At 71.6% G+C, this 15,923-nt stretch carries 15 protein-coding genes; 14 read left to right on the top strand and 1 reads right to left on the bottom strand.

The genetic code is table 11. The features are described 5' to 3' along the window. Nucleotides 1-22: 22 nt before the first annotated feature. From ACQEVG_RS20420 to ACQEVG_RS20485, 14 genes are all read left to right on the top strand, one after another. Nucleotides 23-817 carry an aldose 1-epimerase gene (locus ACQEVG_RS20420; RefSeq protein ID WP_432986016.1) on the top strand — a complete coding sequence of 265 codons (795 nt, stop codon included), beginning with the start codon at nt 23-25 and terminating at the stop codon, nt 815-817. 10 nt (nt 818-827) lie between these two features. Then, on the top strand, nt 828-1,376 hold the full coding sequence (gene pyrE / locus ACQEVG_RS20425; protein WP_432986018.1) for an orotate phosphoribosyltransferase: 549 nt from the start codon (nt 828-830) through the stop codon (nt 1,374-1,376). 190 nt (nt 1,377-1,566) lie between these two features. After that, nucleotides 1,567-2,589 (top strand): class II fructose-bisphosphate aldolase, encoded by a 1,023-nt coding sequence (fbaA, locus tag ACQEVG_RS20430; protein WP_432986020.1) that lies wholly within the window; start codon nt 1,567-1,569, stop codon nt 2,587-2,589. A 77-nt stretch (nt 2,590-2,666) separates the two neighbouring features. Further along, nucleotides 2,667-3,827: a MalY/PatB family protein gene (locus ACQEVG_RS20435; protein ID WP_432986022.1), complete on the top strand. Its 1,161-nt coding sequence runs from the start codon at nt 2,667-2,669 to the stop codon at nt 3,825-3,827. Between the two features lie 157 nt (nt 3,828-3,984). Then, the gene (locus tag ACQEVG_RS20440; RefSeq protein WP_432992764.1) at nt 3,985-5,475 is read left to right on the top strand and encodes an MFS transporter; all 1,491 of its coding nucleotides are present in this window, start codon (nt 3,985-3,987) and stop codon (nt 5,473-5,475) included. Between the two features lie 332 nt (nt 5,476-5,807). Then, complete coding sequence (locus tag ACQEVG_RS20445) at nt 5,808-6,221, top strand: DUF3151 domain-containing protein (protein WP_432986024.1); 414 nt, start codon at nt 5,808-5,810, stop codon at nt 6,219-6,221. Nucleotides 6,222-6,415: 194 nt separating this feature from the next. Then, the gene (locus tag ACQEVG_RS20450) at nt 6,416-7,213 is read left to right on the top strand and encodes a DUF3152 domain-containing protein (protein WP_432986026.1); all 798 of its coding nucleotides are present in this window, start codon (nt 6,416-6,418) and stop codon (nt 7,211-7,213) included. Nucleotides 7,214-7,313: 100 nt separating this feature from the next. Continuing rightward, nucleotides 7,314-8,135, top strand: coding sequence for a tryptophan 2,3-dioxygenase family protein (locus ACQEVG_RS20455; RefSeq protein WP_432986028.1), 822 nt, complete (start codon nt 7,314-7,316; stop codon nt 8,133-8,135). Next, a complete protein-coding gene (gene kynU / locus ACQEVG_RS20460) occupies nt 8,128-9,318 on the top strand; it encodes a kynureninase (protein ID WP_432986030.1) in 1,191 nt (396 codons plus the stop codon). Before ACQEVG_RS20455 ends, kynU begins: the two co-directional genes overlap by 8 nt. A gap of 543 nt (nt 9,319-9,861) precedes the next feature. Continuing rightward, complete coding sequence (locus ACQEVG_RS20465; RefSeq protein ID WP_432986032.1) at nt 9,862-10,731, top strand: alpha/beta hydrolase family protein; 870 nt, start codon at nt 9,862-9,864, stop codon at nt 10,729-10,731. Nucleotides 10,732-10,805: 74 nt separating this feature from the next. Continuing rightward, nucleotides 10,806-11,627: an NAD(P)H-binding protein gene (locus ACQEVG_RS20470; RefSeq protein ID WP_432986034.1), complete on the top strand. Its 822-nt coding sequence runs from the start codon at nt 10,806-10,808 to the stop codon at nt 11,625-11,627. Nucleotides 11,628-11,681: 54 nt separating this feature from the next. Then, nucleotides 11,682-13,037, top strand: a complete 1,356-nt coding sequence (locus tag ACQEVG_RS20475; protein ID WP_432986036.1) for a sensor histidine kinase — start codon at nt 11,682-11,684, stop codon at nt 13,035-13,037. Further along, nucleotides 13,034-13,693 carry a response regulator gene (locus ACQEVG_RS20480; RefSeq protein ID WP_432986038.1) on the top strand — a complete coding sequence of 220 codons (660 nt, stop codon included), beginning with the start codon at nt 13,034-13,036 and terminating at the stop codon, nt 13,691-13,693. The genes ACQEVG_RS20475 and ACQEVG_RS20480 overlap by 4 nt, the downstream gene beginning before the upstream one ends. 121 nt (nt 13,694-13,814) lie before the next feature. Then, a complete protein-coding gene (locus tag ACQEVG_RS20485) occupies nt 13,815-15,023 on the top strand; it encodes a cytochrome P450 (protein ID WP_432986040.1) in 1,209 nt (402 codons plus the stop codon). Nucleotides 15,024-15,030: 7 nt separating this feature from the next. Here the strand turns inward: ACQEVG_RS20485 and ACQEVG_RS20490 are convergent, their stop codons facing one another. Next, nucleotides 15,031-15,864, bottom strand: coding sequence for a diacylglycerol kinase (locus tag ACQEVG_RS20490; RefSeq protein WP_432986042.1), 834 nt, complete (start codon nt 15,862-15,864; stop codon nt 15,031-15,033). Nucleotides 15,865-15,923 lie beyond the last annotated feature (59 nt).

Genomic DNA, 15,923 nt, shown 5'->3' on the forward strand with positions numbered 1-15,923 from the left:
CCGCCGCCAGTACTGTCGTTGTGTGAGTAGCAGCGAAGAGAGCGTCCGGCTGGCTGCCGGAGACGTCGAGTTGACCGTCCACCCCCACAACGGCTGCCGCGTCGCAAGCCTGGCCATCGGCGGCACCGAGGTGCTGCGCCAGGGCGAGCGGTACGGCGCATTCCCCATGGTCCCCTGGTGCGGCCGCGTCGCAGGCGGCCTGTTCCACAACGGCGACGTGCCCCACCAACTGCCGCTCAACTCCCCGCCCCATGCCATCCACGGCACCGGACGGGACACCGCCTGGCGCACCGCCCGCACCACCAAGAGCGACGCAGCCTTCACCTATGACCTCGCCGAGCCCTGGCCGTACACCGGACGGGTCACCCAGACCTTCGATCTCGCCGAGGACTCGCTCACCCTCACCATGGGCATCGAGACGTACGACACGTCCTTCCCGGCGCAGGCCGGCTGGCACCCCTGGTTCCGCCGCAACCTCGGCGGCGAAGACGCGCGCGTCGATTTCACGGCCGAGTGGCAGGAGGAGCGGGGAGCCGACCACCTGCCCACCGGGCAGCGCATCACGCCCCGCCCCGGACCCTGGGACGACTGTTTCGGGATGCCCGAGGGCGTCAAGGTCACGCTCACCTGGCCGCAGCAGCTGGAGCTCACCGTCACCAGCCGCGCCGAATGGGTCGTGATCTACGACGAGCAGGCCGAGGCTGTCTGCGTGGAACCGCAGTCCGGCCCGCCGAACGGGCTCAACACCCACCCCCAGTTCGTCACCCCGATCGAGCCCCTGGAGATCGCGACAACCTGGAGCTGGCGCCGCCTTTAAGCTGGCGAGCATGACTGACGTACGTGCTGAGCTGCTCCAGCAGATCAAGGACAAGGCCGTGGTGCACGGCAAGGTGACCCTCTCCTCGGGTCTTGAGGCCGACTACTACGTGGACCTGCGCCGGATCACGCTGGACGGCGCGGCCGCCCCGCTGGTCGGTCAGGTGATGTCGGACCTGACCGCGGAGCTGGACTTCGACTGCGTCGGCGGGCTGACCCTCGGCGCCGACCCGGTGGCGACCGCGATCCTGCATGCCTCCGCCGCCCGCGGAAAGCGCGTCGACGCCTTCGTCGTACGCAAGGCCGCCAAGGCGCACGGCATGCAGCGCCGCGTCGAGGGCCCGGACATCAAGGGCCGCCGCTGCCTCGTCGTCGAGGACACCTCCACCACCGGCGGCTCCCCGCTGACCGCCGTCGAGGCCGTCCGCGAGGCCGGCGGCGAGGTGGTCGCGGTCGCCACGATCGTCGACCGGGCGACCGGCGCGGGCGAGAAGATCAGCGGCACGGCAGGCGTCCCGTACCTCTACGCGTACTCCCTGGATGAGCTCGAGCTCGCCTGATCAATCTCTGACCTGCGGTGATAGTGAGGCCCCGGCTGTTTCACGTGAAACAGCCGGGGCCTCGCGCACGTCCGGGCAGCACGCCTGGTGGAGCCGAGCCAAGAGTCTGGAAAGATAGGCGCCGACGATGACGTCGCCCCCAGGTCAGGGCCGAAGCACCACATACCCGCACATCACAAGGAGCGGACACATGCCCATCGCGACTCCCGAGGTCTACAACGAGATGCTCGACCGGGCGAAGGCAGGCAAGTTCGCCTACCCGGCCATCAATGTGACCTCGTCCCAGACCCTGCACGCTGCGCTGCGCGGCTTCGCGGAGGCCGAGAGCGACGGCATCATCCAGATTTCGACCGGCGGTGCCGAGTTCCTGGGTGGCCAGCACAGCAAGGACATGGTCACCGGCGCCGTCGCCCTCGCCGAGTTCGCGCACATCGTCGCCGCCAAGTACGACATCACCGTCGCGCTGCACACGGACCACTGCCCCAAGGACAAGCTGGACGGCTATGTCCGCCCGCTGCTCGCCATCTCCGCCGAGCGCGTCGCAGGCGGCCAGAACCCGCTGTTCCAGTCCCACATGTGGGACGGCTCGGCCGAGACCCTCGCCGACAACCTGGACATCGCCCAGGAGCTGCTGGCGCAGGCCGCCGCCGCCAAGATCATCCTTGAGGTCGAGATCACCCCGACCGGCGGCGAGGAGGACGGCGTCACCCACGAGATCAACGACGAGCTGTACACCAGCGTCGACGACGCGCTGCGCACCGCCGAGGCGCTCGGCCTGGGCGACAAGGGCCGCTACCTGCTGGCCGCCTCCTTCGGCAACGTCCACGGCGTCTACAAGCCGGGCAATGTCGTACTCCGCCCCGAGCTGCTGAAGGACCTGCAGCAGGGCGTCGGCGAGAAGTACGGCAAGTCGAACCCCTTCGACTTCGTCTTCCACGGCGGCTCCGGCTCCACGGCCGAGGAGATCGCCACCGCCCTGGAGAACGGCGTCGTGAAGATGAACCTCGACACCGACACCCAGTACGCCTTCACGCGCCCGGTCGCGGACCACATGTTCAAGAACTACGACGGCGTCCTGAAGGTCGACGGCGAGGTCGGCTCCAAGAAGACCTACGACCCGCGCACCTGGGGCAAGGCGGCCGAGGCCGGTATGGCCAAGCGCGTCGCCGAGGCCTGCGCCGCGCTGCGCTCCACGGGCACCAAGCTCAAGTAAGCGCCGTTTCGTCCGACGGGCCCGGCACCCCTTCGCGGGGTGCCGGGCCCGCGGCATGCCCCGGGAAGGACTTCATCGTGAGCTATGACTTTGACACTCCCGTCGACCGGCGCGGCACGTGGTGCATCCAGTGGGACGGGGTCGCGGACCGTTTCGGGGCCGACGGGCTGCTGCCCTTCACCATCTCCGACATGGACTTCACCTCCCCGCCGGAGGTGCTGGACGCGCTTCAGCGGCGTATCGCGCACGGAGTCTTCGGCTACACCGACTGGCGGCACGACGACTTCCTGTCCGCGGTGGGTGACTGGTTCTCGAGCCGGCACGGCACCGAGATCGACACCGGGCGCATCGTGTACGGGCCCTCCGTCCTCAACCAGCTCTCCCAGCTGCTGCGGATGTGGACCGAGCCGGGCGACGGCGTGGTCGTCCACACCCCGACGTACGACGGCTTCCGCAAGGCGATATCCGGCCTCGGGCGGGAGCTGCGCGGGGTGCCGGTCGGCGATATGACGGCCCTGGAGCGGCAGCTCGCCCGCCCCGGCAGCAAGGTGCTGGTCCTCTGCTCGCCCCACAATCCGACCGGTCGGGTGTGGACCGGGGCCGAGCTGGCTCAGACGGCCCGGCTGGCGGCCGCGCACGGCGTCGCGGTCGTCAGCGACGAGATACACGCCGACTTCGTACACCCCGATTTCGTGTCGGACGGGCAGCGCCATCTGCCGTGGACGCGGTTCGGGACCGGCCGCTGGGCGCTGATCACCTCCGCCACCAAGGCCTTCAACTTCCCGGCACTGAGCGGTTCGTACGGGATCATCGGCGACCCGGACGACCATGCGGAGTTTCTGCGCCGGATGCAAACGGGTGAGGGGCTCGCCTCGCCCGCCGTGCTGTCGCTGACCGCGCACATAGCGGCGTACCGCCGGGGCGGGCCCTGGCTGGACGCGCTCGGCGCGTATGTGGCGGGGAATCTGCGGATGGTCGCCGAGCGGCTCGGCTCCGCGTTCCCGGAGCTCGGCTGGCGGCCGCCCCAGGCCGGCTATCTCGCCTGGATCGACCTGCGGCCCCTCGGCGTCGACGACGCGGACCTGCAACGGGAGCTGATCGAGCGGGAGAAGGTCGCGATCATGCCGGGCACGACATACGACTGCGACGGCTTCGTACGGTTCAACATCGGCTGTCCCCGGCCCAAGGCGGAGCAGGGTGTGGACGCCCTGATCCGTGCCCTCCGCCGGCTGGCCTGAGGCGCCCGGCCCGAGGATGATCCGGGATATGGACAACAGGCCGGGGGAGACAGGTCCGGGGGAGCGGAGCCCGGAGCAGCAGAGCCCGGCGGAGCAGAGCCCGGCGGAGCAGCAGAGGTCGGAACAGCAGAGGTCGGAACAGCAGAGCCCGGCAGGGATGAGCCCCGGGGAGAAGATTCCGGGCAGCATCCGGCTCTCCACCGCCACCGGCCGCTGGGTGATTCTGACGACCGTGCTCGGGTCCAGCATGGCGCTGCTGGACTCGACCGTCGTCAATGTCGCGCTGCCCCGTATCGGGCGCGACCTCAACAGCGACATGGCGGTACTGCAGTGGACCGTCAACGCCTACATGCTCACCCTGGCCTCGCTGATCCTGCTGGGCGGGGCGCTCGGCGACCGCTATGGGCGGCGGAAGATCTTCGTGTTCGGCGTGGTGTGGTTCGCGGTGGGCTCGCTGCTGTGCGGTCTGGCCCCCAATGATGTGGTCCTGGTGGGCGCGCGTGCCCTGCAGGGCATCGGCGGTGCGCTGCTCACCCCGGGGTCGCTGGCCCTGATCCAGGCGAGCTTCCACCCCGACGACCGGGCCCGCGCGGTCGGGCTGTGGTCGGGGCTCGGCGGCGTCGGAGCGGCGATCGGCCCGTTCGTCGGCGGCTGGCTCGTCGACGGTCCCGGCTGGCGCTGGGTGTTTCTGCTCAACGTGCCGCTGGCCGCGCTGTGTGTGCCGGTCGCTCTCCGGCATGTCCCGGAGTCACGCGACCCGGAGCACCACGGCCGGTTCGATGTGCTGGGGGCGGCGCTCGGCGCGGCGGCGCTGGCGCTGGTGACGTACGCGCTCATCGCGCCGCAGGTGTGGGCGGGCGTGGCTGGCGTCCTCGTCGGGGCGGCCTTCGTGCTCGTCGAGCGGCGGCGGGCGGATCCGATGCTGCCGCCGTCGATCTTCCGCTCACGGCAGTTCACCGCCGTCAATCTGGTGACGCTGTGCGTGTACGCGGCCTTCGCCGGGTTCTTCTTCCTGGCCGCCCTGCAACTCCAGGTGGTGGTGGGCTACTCGGCACTCGGCGCCGGTACCGCGCTGCTGCCCACCACCGTGCTGATGCTGCTTCTGTCGGCGAGATCGGGTGAGTTGGCACAGCGGATCGGCCCGCGCATCCCGCTCACCGTGGGCCCGCTGCTGTGCGCGGGCGGGATGCTGCTGATGCTGCGCGTGGACGAGAACGCCTCGTATCTGTCCGATGTTCTGCCCGCGCTGCTGGTCATGGGCCTGGGCATGGTGACGCTGGTGGCGCCGCTGACCGCGACGGTGCTGGCCTCCGTGGAGACGGCGCGGGCGGGGCTTGCGAGCGGCATCAACAACGCGGCCGCCCGCGCGGCCGGTCTGCTCGCGGTGGCCGCGCTGCCGCTGCTGGCGGGGATGGGCCCGGAGGCTTACCGGTCGGCGACGGAGTTCGGCGAGACGTTCCGGCGGGCGATGCCGATATGCGCGGGTCTGCTGGTGCTGGGCTCGCTGATCGCGTGGACGACGGTACGGAGGCCGGCACCGGCGGACGTCCTGGCGCGGGCTCGGCCGCAGTGCCGGGTGAACTGCGGGGTCTCGGCGCCACCGCTCGAACAGGCGGAGGAACGGGTGACCGGGTCGGCGGGCCCTTGACCGGGGGCTGCGCCCCGGACCCCACGCCTCAATCGGTGCGGGGGTGGCCGCTGCGCGGGGCCCGCCCGCGCCTCTGGCGTCCCGGTGGGGAGGGGCGGTGCAGGGTCGTCCCCGCAGGCGATTGGCGGCCAACACCGGGTGACCGTTACGAACCCCTCATCGCCGCCGACGCCGAGGAGTCGAGCCCGGAGGCGACCCGGAACCCGCACCACACGGCGCCGGGCACCCCGGACCCCCAAGCCCCGCACCCGGACCCCCAAGCCCCGCACCCGGACCGCACCCCACCGCGCCCGCTGCCACGGACTTCCCATGGACCTGTGACACTGGAACCCATGTCGATCCATGAAAATCTGCTGGGGGGACCGCCCCCGACCCATCTGCCCGACGAACCCGAGCCGCGCGAGCTGCTCGCCGCCGGGACGGCCCCCGCCGAGGTCGCGGCCAAGTACCCGACCTCCTCGCTGGCCTGGGCCCGGCTCGCCGACGACGCATTCGAGGCAGGCCGCGTCGTGGAGTCGTACGCCTACGCCCGCACCGGCTACCACCGGGGCCTCGACTCGCTGCGCCGCAGCGGCTGGAAGGGCCATGGCCCGGTGCCGTGGGAGCACGAGCCGAACCGCGGCTTCCTGCGGGCGCTGCACGCGCTGGCCCGCGCCGCGCAGGCGATCGGTGAGCAGGCGGAGTACGAGCGCTGCACGACGTTCCTGCGTGACTCCTCGCAGACCGCGGCCGACACGCTGAGCTGACACGCTGAGCTGACGCCCCGCGCCGAAAACTGAACCGAAGGCCCGTATCCCCCGTCTGTACAGGGGGTGCGGGCCTTTCGGCGCTCCGGCCCGCACACTGCCGATATACACAGGGGGCGTTTCCGTTGGACAGTCGCAGCCGTCGAAAACGGGCGCCCCGTCGCCCTCCGCTGACCCGGACACTCCTGCCCGGCGTGGCCCTCGCCGCCTTAGCCCTCGGCGGCGGCGCGGCCCTCGCGCACTATCAGGGCGGCGGCACGAAGCCCGCCCCGGAGGCGGCCGACGGCCGCGTCCGGCCGCCCGTAGCGCCGACCGTGAGCCCCGAGCCGCGCGACACCGCATCGGCGCCCTCCCGCAGCCGTGCGGATGCGTCCGCCGGGCCGTCCCAAAAGACCCCGCCGAAGCGCAAGCCGGCCACCAGGGTTCCCGCCTCCGGCAACGGCACCTTCGCCACGGCCGAGGCCGCCGGCCGAGCGTCCGGCTCGGGCCCCCTGCGCCGCTACCGCGTACAGGTCGAGAAGGGCATCGACATCTCCGCGAAGGACGCCGCCGCCGAGATCCAGCAGATCCTCGCCCACCCGCGCGGCTGGGCCGCGCACGGCCGGGGCTCCTTCCAGCTGGTCTCCGCGGAAACCGACGCCGACTTCGTGATCAGGATCGCCACCCCGGCCACCGCGGACCGGCTCTGTCGCGATCAGGGACTGGACACCCACGGCGAGCTGAACTGCGAGACCACCGACGGTGTCGTCGTGAATCTGCGCCGCTGGATGCTGGGCTCGCCGACGTTCGCCGGCCCGGCCGCCGAGTACCGGCATCTGATCATCAACCACGAGGTCGGGCACGTGATCGGCCTCCGCCGCCACCTGGGCTGCGGAGGCGTCGGCAAGCCCGCGCCGGTGATGATGCAGCAGATCAAGGGGCTCGACGGCTGCCGTTCCAATGCCTGGCCGTACGCCGAGGACGGGACGTACATCACAGGCCCGACGCTCTGACCGGCGAAAGAACCGGCGGCTTATGATGCCGGTGGGGACCGGGGCTCCCGAGCCAACAGGAAGGGGCGGACCGCTACCCGGACACGTCGAGGAGACAGCGATGTCACATGACGCGACCCCGAATCTTGATTTCGCGGGCACCACTCCTTACGAGGACTACGTCCAGGCGGACGTCCTCACCCACCTCCAGCACCCTCTCTCGGACGACCCGGGCGAGATGGTCTTCCTGGTCACCACCCAGGTGATGGAGCTGTGGTTCACTGTCATCGTCCACGAGTGGGAGACGGCCGCCGGCGCACTGCGCGAGGACAATCTGCCCGTCGCCCTGGCCGCCCTGAAGCGCAGCACGTACGAACTGGAGTCGCTCAACGCCTCCTGGAAGCCGCTCGCGCACCTCACCCCCGCACAGTTCAACTCGTACCGCAGTGCCCTGGGCGAGGGATCCGGCTTCCAGTCCGCGATGTACCGGCGGATGGAGTTCCTGCTCGGCGAGAAGTCGGCGTCGATGCTGGTGCCGCACCGGGGGGCGCCGCGCGTCCATGCGGAGCTGGAGAAGGCGCTGCAGGCGCCGAGCCTGTACGACGAGGTGCTGCGGCTGCTCGCGCGGCGCGGGCTGTCCGTGCCGGCCTCGGTCCTCGACCGCGACCTGTCCCAGAAGTACGAGCCGTCGGCGGAGATCGAGGAGGTCTGGGCCGCGGTGTACGGCGGCGCGGACCAGGACACCGAACTGGTGCGTCTCGGCGAGGCGTTGACGGATGTCGGCGAGCTGGTGTGGCGCTGGCGCAACGACCACCTGGTCGCGACGCGGCGGGCGATGGGCTCGAAGGCGGGGACGGGCGGCTCGGCGGGGGTGGCCTGGCTGGAGAAGCGGGCCCGCAAGAATGTCTTCCCGGAGCTGTGGACGGCGCGCAGCCATGTCTGAGTCGCTCGCCCAGAGGGCCGCGGCGCTGGACGCCGCCGATGAACTGGCCGGGGCGCGCAAGCTGTTCGCGCTCGACGAGGCCGTGTATCTGGACGGGAACTCGCTGGGCGCGCTGCCCGCGCATGTGCCCGCGCGGGTCGCGGATGTGGTGACCCGGCAGTGGGGCGAGCTGCGGATCCGCTCGTGGGACGAGAGCGGATGGTGGACGGCGCCGCAGCGGATCGGGGACCGGATTGCGCCGCTGGTCGGTGCGGCGCCGGGCCGGATAGTGGTCGGGGACTCCACAAGCGTCAATGTTTTCAAGGCGGTTGTGGGTGCGGTGCGGCTCGGCGGGGACGACTCCCGTACGGACATCGTCGTCGATGCGACGACGTTCCCGACGGACGGCTATATCGCCGAGTCGGCGGCCCGGATGACGGGCAAGCGCCTGGTCCCGGTCGCGCCCGCGGACCTCCCGGCGGCGCTCGGCCCGCGCACGGCGGTCGCGCTGGTCAACCATGTCGACTACCGCACGGGCCGTCTCCACGATCTGCCGTCGCTCACGGCGGCGATCCACGAGGCGGGCGCGCTGGCGGTCTGGGACCTGTGCCACAGCGCGGGCGCGCTGCCGGTCGGCCTGGACGCGCACGGCGTGGACCTGGCCGTCGGCTGCACCTACAAGTACCTGAACGGCGGCCCGGGTTCACCGGCGTATCTGTACGTCGCCGAGCGCCATCAGGCGGCCTTCGACTCCCCGCTGCCGGGCTGGAACTCGCATGCGGACCCGTTCGCGATGTCCGCCGGGTTCGAGGCGGCGGCGGGCGCGGTCCGGGGGCGGGTGGGGACGCCCGACATCCTGTCCATGCTGGCACTGGAGGCGGCGCTGGATGTGTGGGACGGGGTCTCGATCGACGCCGTACGGGCGAAGAGCCTGGCGCTGACGGACTTCTTCCTGGAGTGCGTCGAGGCGTATGTGCCGGGGGGCGCGGTCACCTCGCTGACCCCGGCGGACCACGGCTCGCGCGGCAGCCAGGTCGCACTGCGGTGCGCGGACGCGCCCGCGGTGATGGAGAAGCTGATCGCGCGGGGAGTGGTGGGGGACCTGCGGCGGCCGGATGTGCTGCGGTTCGGGTTCACGCCGTTGTATGTGGGCTTCGGGGACACGGAGCGGGCGGCGGCGACGCTGGCCGAGGTGCTGGCCTGAGCCCTGGGGGACTTTTCCCCTACCCGCCCCTTCCCGCAACCGGGACTCCGCCCCGGACCCCGCGGCGTGGCAGCCGCGGGGCCCGGTCCCGAGGGGAGGGGGCGCAGGGCTGAGGCACCCATTCCCGGGGCTTCGCCCCGGACCCTCCGGAGCCGGCGGCGCCGGATTCCCGACACGGCGGGTGCCCACCCCCGCGCATCTCTGGACCTCGGAGCAACGGGTTCGCGGGGGCTGAGCCCGCGCGCCGTGCGGTAACCCTGGTCCCGCGGCAGCCTCGCGGCGCGCGGCGCCGGGGGCGCCGGCTTCGCGCCGCAGGCGCACTCGCCCCGCCGCCCGCCGCAGTCTCGCGCCGCGAGGGCACCCCGCACCCACCCGAGGGGCTGGGGGCGCCGCCCCCCGTTACGGGAAGGGCGGGTAGGGGAATACGCCCGGGCCCGAGCCACCCCGCCCGCCCGCCTCTCGCCCCATGATCGCGGCGCAGGACTGGTACCGTCCCCGCTGGTCAGGTCAATTCCGCCACTACGTCGGAAGGTTGGAGCCGCAATGCCGGACCCCGTCGCCCGTGACGCCGCCGAGGCCGAGTCGGCCTTCTCGCATCCCGCCGTCGCGCCGGACGTTTCCGTCCCGTACGGGGACCATCCCGACCAGGTCGTCGACTTCTACGCGCCCCGCGAGGGGCAGGCCAGTGTGCCGCTCGTCGTGCTCCTGCACGGCGGGGCCTGGCGGGCGGCGTACGACCGGCAGCATGTCACCCCCTTCGCGGACTTCCTGGCCCGCCGCGGGCTCGCCGTCGCCAATGTCGAGTACCGGCGAGGGAGCGAGATTCCGCAGCAGCGCGGGAGCGGGCCCGTCGCCGGGCGGTGGCCGGAGACGTTCGACGACGTCGCCGCCGCGATGGACGCGCTGCCCGGTCTCGCCCGGGAGGCGCTGCCGCAGGCGGACGTCCGGCGGATCGTCGTGACCGGGCACTCCGCCGGCGGCCAGCTCGCGCTCTGGGCCGCCGCGCGGCATGTGCTGCCCACTGGTTCGCCCTGGCGGCTCCCGGCGCCGCCCGCCCTGCGCGGGGTCGTCGCGCTCGCCCCGATCGCCGACTTCGCGCACGCCGTCGAGCTCGACGTCTGCAACGGAGCGGTCGTCCAACTCCTCGGCGGAGAGGGCGAGTTCAAGGCGCGCAGCCCGTACGTCGACCCGGTCGCGCTGCTGCCGACCGGCATCGCCACCGTCGTCGTCCAGGGCCGTGCCGACATCACCGTGCCGTACGCCGTCGCCGAGTCGTACGTCGACGCCGCGGCCAGCGCGGGCGAGACCGTCGGGCTGACTCTCCTGGAGGACGTCGGGCACTTCCCGCTCATCGACCCGGCGGCGGACGCGTGCGCCGTCGTCGCCGAGGAGATCGCCCAACTGGCCTGGTAGGGCGGGACGTTGCGGGCGGAATGCCGACGGAATGCGGACAGAACCTGACCGCAAGCCCTCCTAGCGTTCTTCCCATGACGAATCTCGTAACCGGAGCAACCGGAACCGTCGGCCGCCAGGTAGTCGCCGAGCTCCTCAGCCGTGGACACTCCGCCCGTGCCCTGACCCGCGACCCCGCCAGGGCGGACCTCCCCGCCGGGGTCGAGGTCGTGCAGGGCGATCTCACCGACCCCGAATCGCTCGCCGCCGCCCTGGATGGCGTCACGGGCCTGCATCTGATCACCTTCGGCGGACCGTACTTCGCGCCGCTGGAGACCGGCCCGCGGATCATCGACCTCGCTCGCCAGGCCGGGGTCCGCCGGGTCACCGTGCTGCACGGCGGTGGCCCCAGCCTGCTGGAGGACGCCGTGCGCGCGAGTGACCTCGCGTGGACCGTGCTGATGCCGGTGGAGTTCATGGCGAACGCCCTGGAGTGGGCTGACGGCATCCGCGGCGCCGACGAGGTCCGCGAGCCGTTCACCGGCAGGCTCAGCGCGATGGTTCACGAGGGCGACATCGGCGCGGTCACGGCGGTGGCGCTCACCGAGGACGGGCATGGCGGCCAGGAGTACGTGATCACCGGCCCCCAGGTGCTGACCCTGCAGGACAAGACGGACGCGCTCGCCGCGGCCCGCGGCCGGGAGATACGGCTCGTCGAGCTGACCGAGGAGCAGGCGGTCGAGCAGTGGCGGGCCGCGGGACAGCCGGAGGAAGTGATCGGCTTCCTGGTGGAGGCGTACGGGAACACCCCGCTCGTCGGCCGTACCGTCGTCGACACCGTGGAGAAGGTCACCGGGAGTCCGGCGCGGAACTTCGCGGAGTGGGCGAGCGAGCACGCGGACGCGTTCCGTTCCTAGTCAGAGCGGGCCTACCAGGTAGTACTCAGGACGGACGCGGCAGAATCCGCAGCGATGCTGACGACCGCGTCCGTCCTTCCGCATACCTTTCTGTACGTGACCGAGAAGACCCGCAGCCCCGAGTACCGCCTGGCCATGGGCGCGCTGAGCGGCCTCCGCCAGGACCTGTTCCAGGACGCCTTCGCCTACCGGCCGCTGCCGCCCATGGGGACGGACGGCCCGCTCACCCGTCGGCTGCCGGGCCGAATACGCGACTACGCGCAGTGGACTCCGCACGCCGTGGTGGCGGGCGTGGCACTGTTCGTGCTCCTCCTGGCGGGTGTCTCCGGGAACAGCGAGGGCGCCGGGCTCGGCTTCGTCCTGACCGGGTTCATCCCCGCCGCCGCCGTGCTGATGACCCTGAGCAGGCCGGTCGGCGCCTGGTGGCTGTCGTTGGGCAGCACACCCGTCGTCGGCGTCATGGCCAGCTACTGGGACGGCTGGCCATGGACGCCCAGCGCCTTCGTCTCGCATCTGACGGTGATGACCGTGGTCGCGATGCGGACCCGGCCGCGGACCGCCGCCTGGATGTGGGCCCTCACCGCCGGGTACGGCGTGTTCGTTGAGTTCGCCTTCTCTCATGGCTTCGGCAGCGACGTCCCGCAGATGCTCTTCGTCTCCGCGCTCGTGCTGCTGGTGGTGACCGTGCGGCACGTCCGCCGCGAGGCGAAGCAGGAGGTGGCGGCGCAGCAGACCGTCACGGCCGTCGAGCGCGACCGCCGCACCCTCCTTGAGGAGCGCACCACCATCGCCCGTGAGCTGCACGACGTGGTGGCCCACCACATGTCGGTGGTTGCGATCCAGGCGGAGGCCGCGCCGTACCGGGTGGAGAATCCGCCGCCCGAGCTGGAGAAGGCCTTCGCCACCATCCGTGAGAACGCGGTGGCGGCGCTGACCGAGCTGCGCCGAATCCTCGGCGTCGTAAGGGCCGAGGACTACCAGGCGCCCGACGCCCCGCAACCGGTGCTCGGCGACCTCGACAATCTGCTCGGCAATGTCCGGGAGGCAGGCCTCGACGCGGAGAAGACGATCACCGGCGCGGTACGACCGCTGCCGCAGGGCGTCGAGCTCTCCGCGTACCGGATCATCCAGGAGGCGCTCAGCAACGCGCTGCGCCATGCGCCGGGATCGTCGGCGAGGGTCGAGATCTCGTACGTCCTCGGGGGCCTCGGCCTGCGGATCGTGAACACCGCGCCGCAGGGTCTGGTCAAGCCCTCGCCGGGCGCAGGGCACGGCATCACCGGCATGCGTGAACGTGTGACGATGCTCAACGGCGTGATGACCGCGGAGCTCACGGACGACGGGGGCTACGAGGTGACCGCCTTCATTCCCGTCGCCGCGACCGAGACCGCCTCCGAGGAGACCTCATGACGATCCGCGTGCTCATCGTCGATGACCAGATGATGGTCCGCGAGGGCTTCTCGGTCCTGCTGAACGCGATGCCCGACATCGAGGTCATCGGCGAGGCGGTGAACGGCCGCGAGGCGGTCGCCAAGGTCGCCGAGCTCGCGCCCGACGTGGTCCTGATGGACATCCGTATGCCGGAACTGAACGGCATCGAGGCGACCCGCGAGATCGTCGCCGCGCACAGCGACTCCAAGGTGCTGGTGCTGACCACCTTCGACCTCGACGAGTACGTCTACCAGGCGCTGCGCGCGGGGGCGTCCGGCTTCCTGCTGAAGGACGCGTCGGCACGCCAGCTCGCGGACGGCGTACGGGTGGTGGCGGCGGGCGAGGCGCTGCTCGCGCCGACCGTGACCCGTCGGCTGATCACGGAGTTCTCCAAGCTCTCGCACACCCCGCGCCCACCGGCGATGGCCCAGATCGGGGACCTGACGGAGCGCGAGACGGAGGTCCTGGTGCTGATCGCGCAGGGTCTGTCGAACGCGGAGATCGCCTCGCATCTGGTGGTCGCGGAGTCGACGATCAAGACGCATGTGAGCCGTGTGCTGGTGAAGCTGGGGCTGCGGGACCGGACGCAGGCGGCGGTGTTCGCGTACGAGGCGCGCCTGGTGACACCGGGCTAGCCCTCGCGCCTCACTGTCCCCCGGCGATTGAGGAGCGGGCGCGAGGGGTCTGGGGCTTGCCCCCAGTTTCGGCAAGGGGCGGGGGCTGGGGAAACAACCCCCCGCCCGGTAGCGTCAGCCCATGGCCGCCGATCTCTTCGACCCCTGGTCCCCCGACTTCGTCGCCGACCCCTACCCCGCCTACGCCCAGCTCCGCGCCCGCGGACGCGTCCACTACTACGAGCCGACGCGGCAGTGGCTCGTGCCCCGGCACGCCGATGTCTCCGCACTGCTGCGGGACCGGCGCCTCGGCCGTACGTATCTGCACCGCTTCACGCACGAGGAGTTCGGGCGTACGCCGCCCCCCGCCGCGCACGAGCCGTTCCACACGCTCAACGACAACGGGATGCTGGATCTGGAGCCGCCGGACCACACCCGCATCCGGCGCCTGGTCTCGAAGGCGTTCACGCCGCGCACGGTCGAGCGGCTGCGCCCGTACGTCCACGGTCTGGCGTCCGAACTGGTGGGCGCGCTGGTCGCGGACGGCGGCGGCGATCTGCTGACCGCGGTCGCCGAGCCGCTGCCGGTCGCCGTGATCGCGGAGATGCTGGGCATCCCGGAGAGCGACCGGGGGCAGCTGCGGCCGTGGTCGGCGGACATCTGCGGGATGTACGAGCTGAGCCCGTCGGAGGAGACGGCGGACAAGGCGGTCCGCGCGTCGCTCGAATTCTCGGCGTATCTGCGGGAGTTGATCGCGGTGCGCCGCAAGGACCCGGGTGACGATCTGATCTCGGGCCTGATCGCCGCGTACGACGAAGGCGACCGGCTCGACGAACAGGAGATGATCTCCACCTGCGTACTGCTCCTGAACGCGGGCCACGAGGCGACGGTGAACGCCACCGTCAACGGCTGGTGGACGCTCTTCCGCCATCCCGAGCAGCTGGCGGCCCTGCGTAAAGACCGCTCGCTGTTGTCCACAGCTGTGGAGGAGCTGATGCGGTACGACACCCCGCTCCAGCTCTTCGAGCGCTGGGTTCTCGACGACATGGAGATCGACGGCACGAAGATCCCGCGTGGCTCCGAGGTGGCGCTGCTCTTCGGCTCGGCCAACCGCGACGGGGACGTGTTCAGCGATCCGGACACCCTGGACCTGTCCCGTCAGGACAACCCGCACATCTCGTTCAGCGCGGGCATCCACTACTGCATCGGCGCCCCGCTGGCCCGCCTCGAACTGTCGGCGTCCCTCGGCGCATTGCTGGACCAGGCTCCGGACCTCCGCCTGGCCGCGGTGCCGGAGCGCAGGCCGAACTTTGTGATCCGGGGGTTGGAGGGGCTCCGGGTCGAGGTGTGATCCTCAATCACCGGGTGGCCCCGACCGCCGTACTGCCCTGGCTCTGAACCGGCAACGTCAACCCCCACGCCCCCGGCCGCACCGTCCACGTCCGGGTCCTTACCGGCCCCGTCACCGTCGTATCCGCCCGATAGCGGAAATCCGGCCCCGACACCGTCACCGTCAGCGCCTCCGCCGTGACCGGATCCCCCGAAGCCGTCGGTCGCACCGTGACCTCCGCCCGCCCGCAGCGTCCCGCCCGTACCGTCACACCCGCCACCTCGCGGTCCAGGTCGGACAGCATCACCCCGTCCGCCTCCACCCGCAGCCGGTGCGTCCGCACCGGTGGCGACGGCGGTGCCGGCCGGACCAGGGTGCGGACCAGGGAGCGGCAGGTGTGCCACACCGAAACCCCGTTCGCGACGGGCACCCCCGCCACCGCCGGGATCGCCAGATCGCCCAGCACCACCCCGTCGCTCTCGTCCACCAGCAGATCGAGCCGCCGCACCGCTCCGTCCAGCACCGCCCGCGCCGCCGCCACCGCCCCGCGGGGCACGCCCAGCGAGTGCGCGAGTTCTACGGAAGGTCCCACCGGCACCACCGCCAGCGCCCCGTCGCCCAGCCAGCGGTCCCGGTGCAGCAGTGCCACCGCCCGCAGCAGCGCCCGGTCGTCACCCACCACAACCGGCCGCCGTGACCCCCTGCGGGCCAGTGCCCGCGCGAATTCCTCCGGCCCCTCGGGGAGACAGATTTTCGCCTCCGACCCGCCGCACAGCACATCCTTCGCAATTCGCACGGACTCGCCGTCATTTCGGCGGGCGACCGGGTCGATGACCACCAGCAGCTGGTCGTGAGCCGACACCTCGGTCCTTCCTCGGGTAGCATCTTTGTGCAAGAGCCCCTTGCGCTATTGCGCCAGGG

The organism is Streptomyces sp. CA-135486 (assembly GCF_050936555.1).
In the GTDB taxonomy this organism is placed as follows: domain Bacteria; phylum Actinomycetota; class Actinomycetes; order Streptomycetales; family Streptomycetaceae; genus Streptomyces.

What these genes read in the sequence shown, in the direction of transcription:
- pyrE (WP_432986018.1), top strand. Translation starts at nt 828, where the DNA reads ATGACTGACGTACGTGCTGAGCTGCTCCAGCAGATCAAGGACAAGGCC.
- fbaA (WP_432986020.1), top strand. Translation starts at nt 1,567, where the DNA reads ATGCCCATCGCGACTCCCGAGGTCTACAACGAGATGCTCGACCGGGCG.
- ACQEVG_RS20440 (WP_432992764.1), top strand. Translation starts at nt 3,985, where the DNA reads ATGAGCCCCGGGGAGAAGATTCCGGGCAGCATCCGGCTCTCCACCGCC.
- ACQEVG_RS20445 (WP_432986024.1), top strand. Translation starts at nt 5,808, where the DNA reads ATGTCGATCCATGAAAATCTGCTGGGGGGACCGCCCCCGACCCATCTG.
- ACQEVG_RS20455 (WP_432986028.1), top strand. Translation starts at nt 7,314, where the DNA reads ATGTCACATGACGCGACCCCGAATCTTGATTTCGCGGGCACCACTCCT.
- kynU (WP_432986030.1), top strand. Translation starts at nt 8,128, where the DNA reads ATGTCTGAGTCGCTCGCCCAGAGGGCCGCGGCGCTGGACGCCGCCGAT.
- ACQEVG_RS20465 (WP_432986032.1), top strand. Translation starts at nt 9,862, where the DNA reads ATGCCGGACCCCGTCGCCCGTGACGCCGCCGAGGCCGAGTCGGCCTTC.
- ACQEVG_RS20470 (WP_432986034.1), top strand. Translation starts at nt 10,806, where the DNA reads ATGACGAATCTCGTAACCGGAGCAACCGGAACCGTCGGCCGCCAGGTA.
- ACQEVG_RS20475 (WP_432986036.1), top strand. Translation starts at nt 11,682, where the DNA reads ATGCTGACGACCGCGTCCGTCCTTCCGCATACCTTTCTGTACGTGACC.
- ACQEVG_RS20480 (WP_432986038.1), top strand. Translation starts at nt 13,034, where the DNA reads ATGACGATCCGCGTGCTCATCGTCGATGACCAGATGATGGTCCGCGAG.
- ACQEVG_RS20485 (WP_432986040.1), top strand. Translation starts at nt 13,815, where the DNA reads ATGGCCGCCGATCTCTTCGACCCCTGGTCCCCCGACTTCGTCGCCGAC.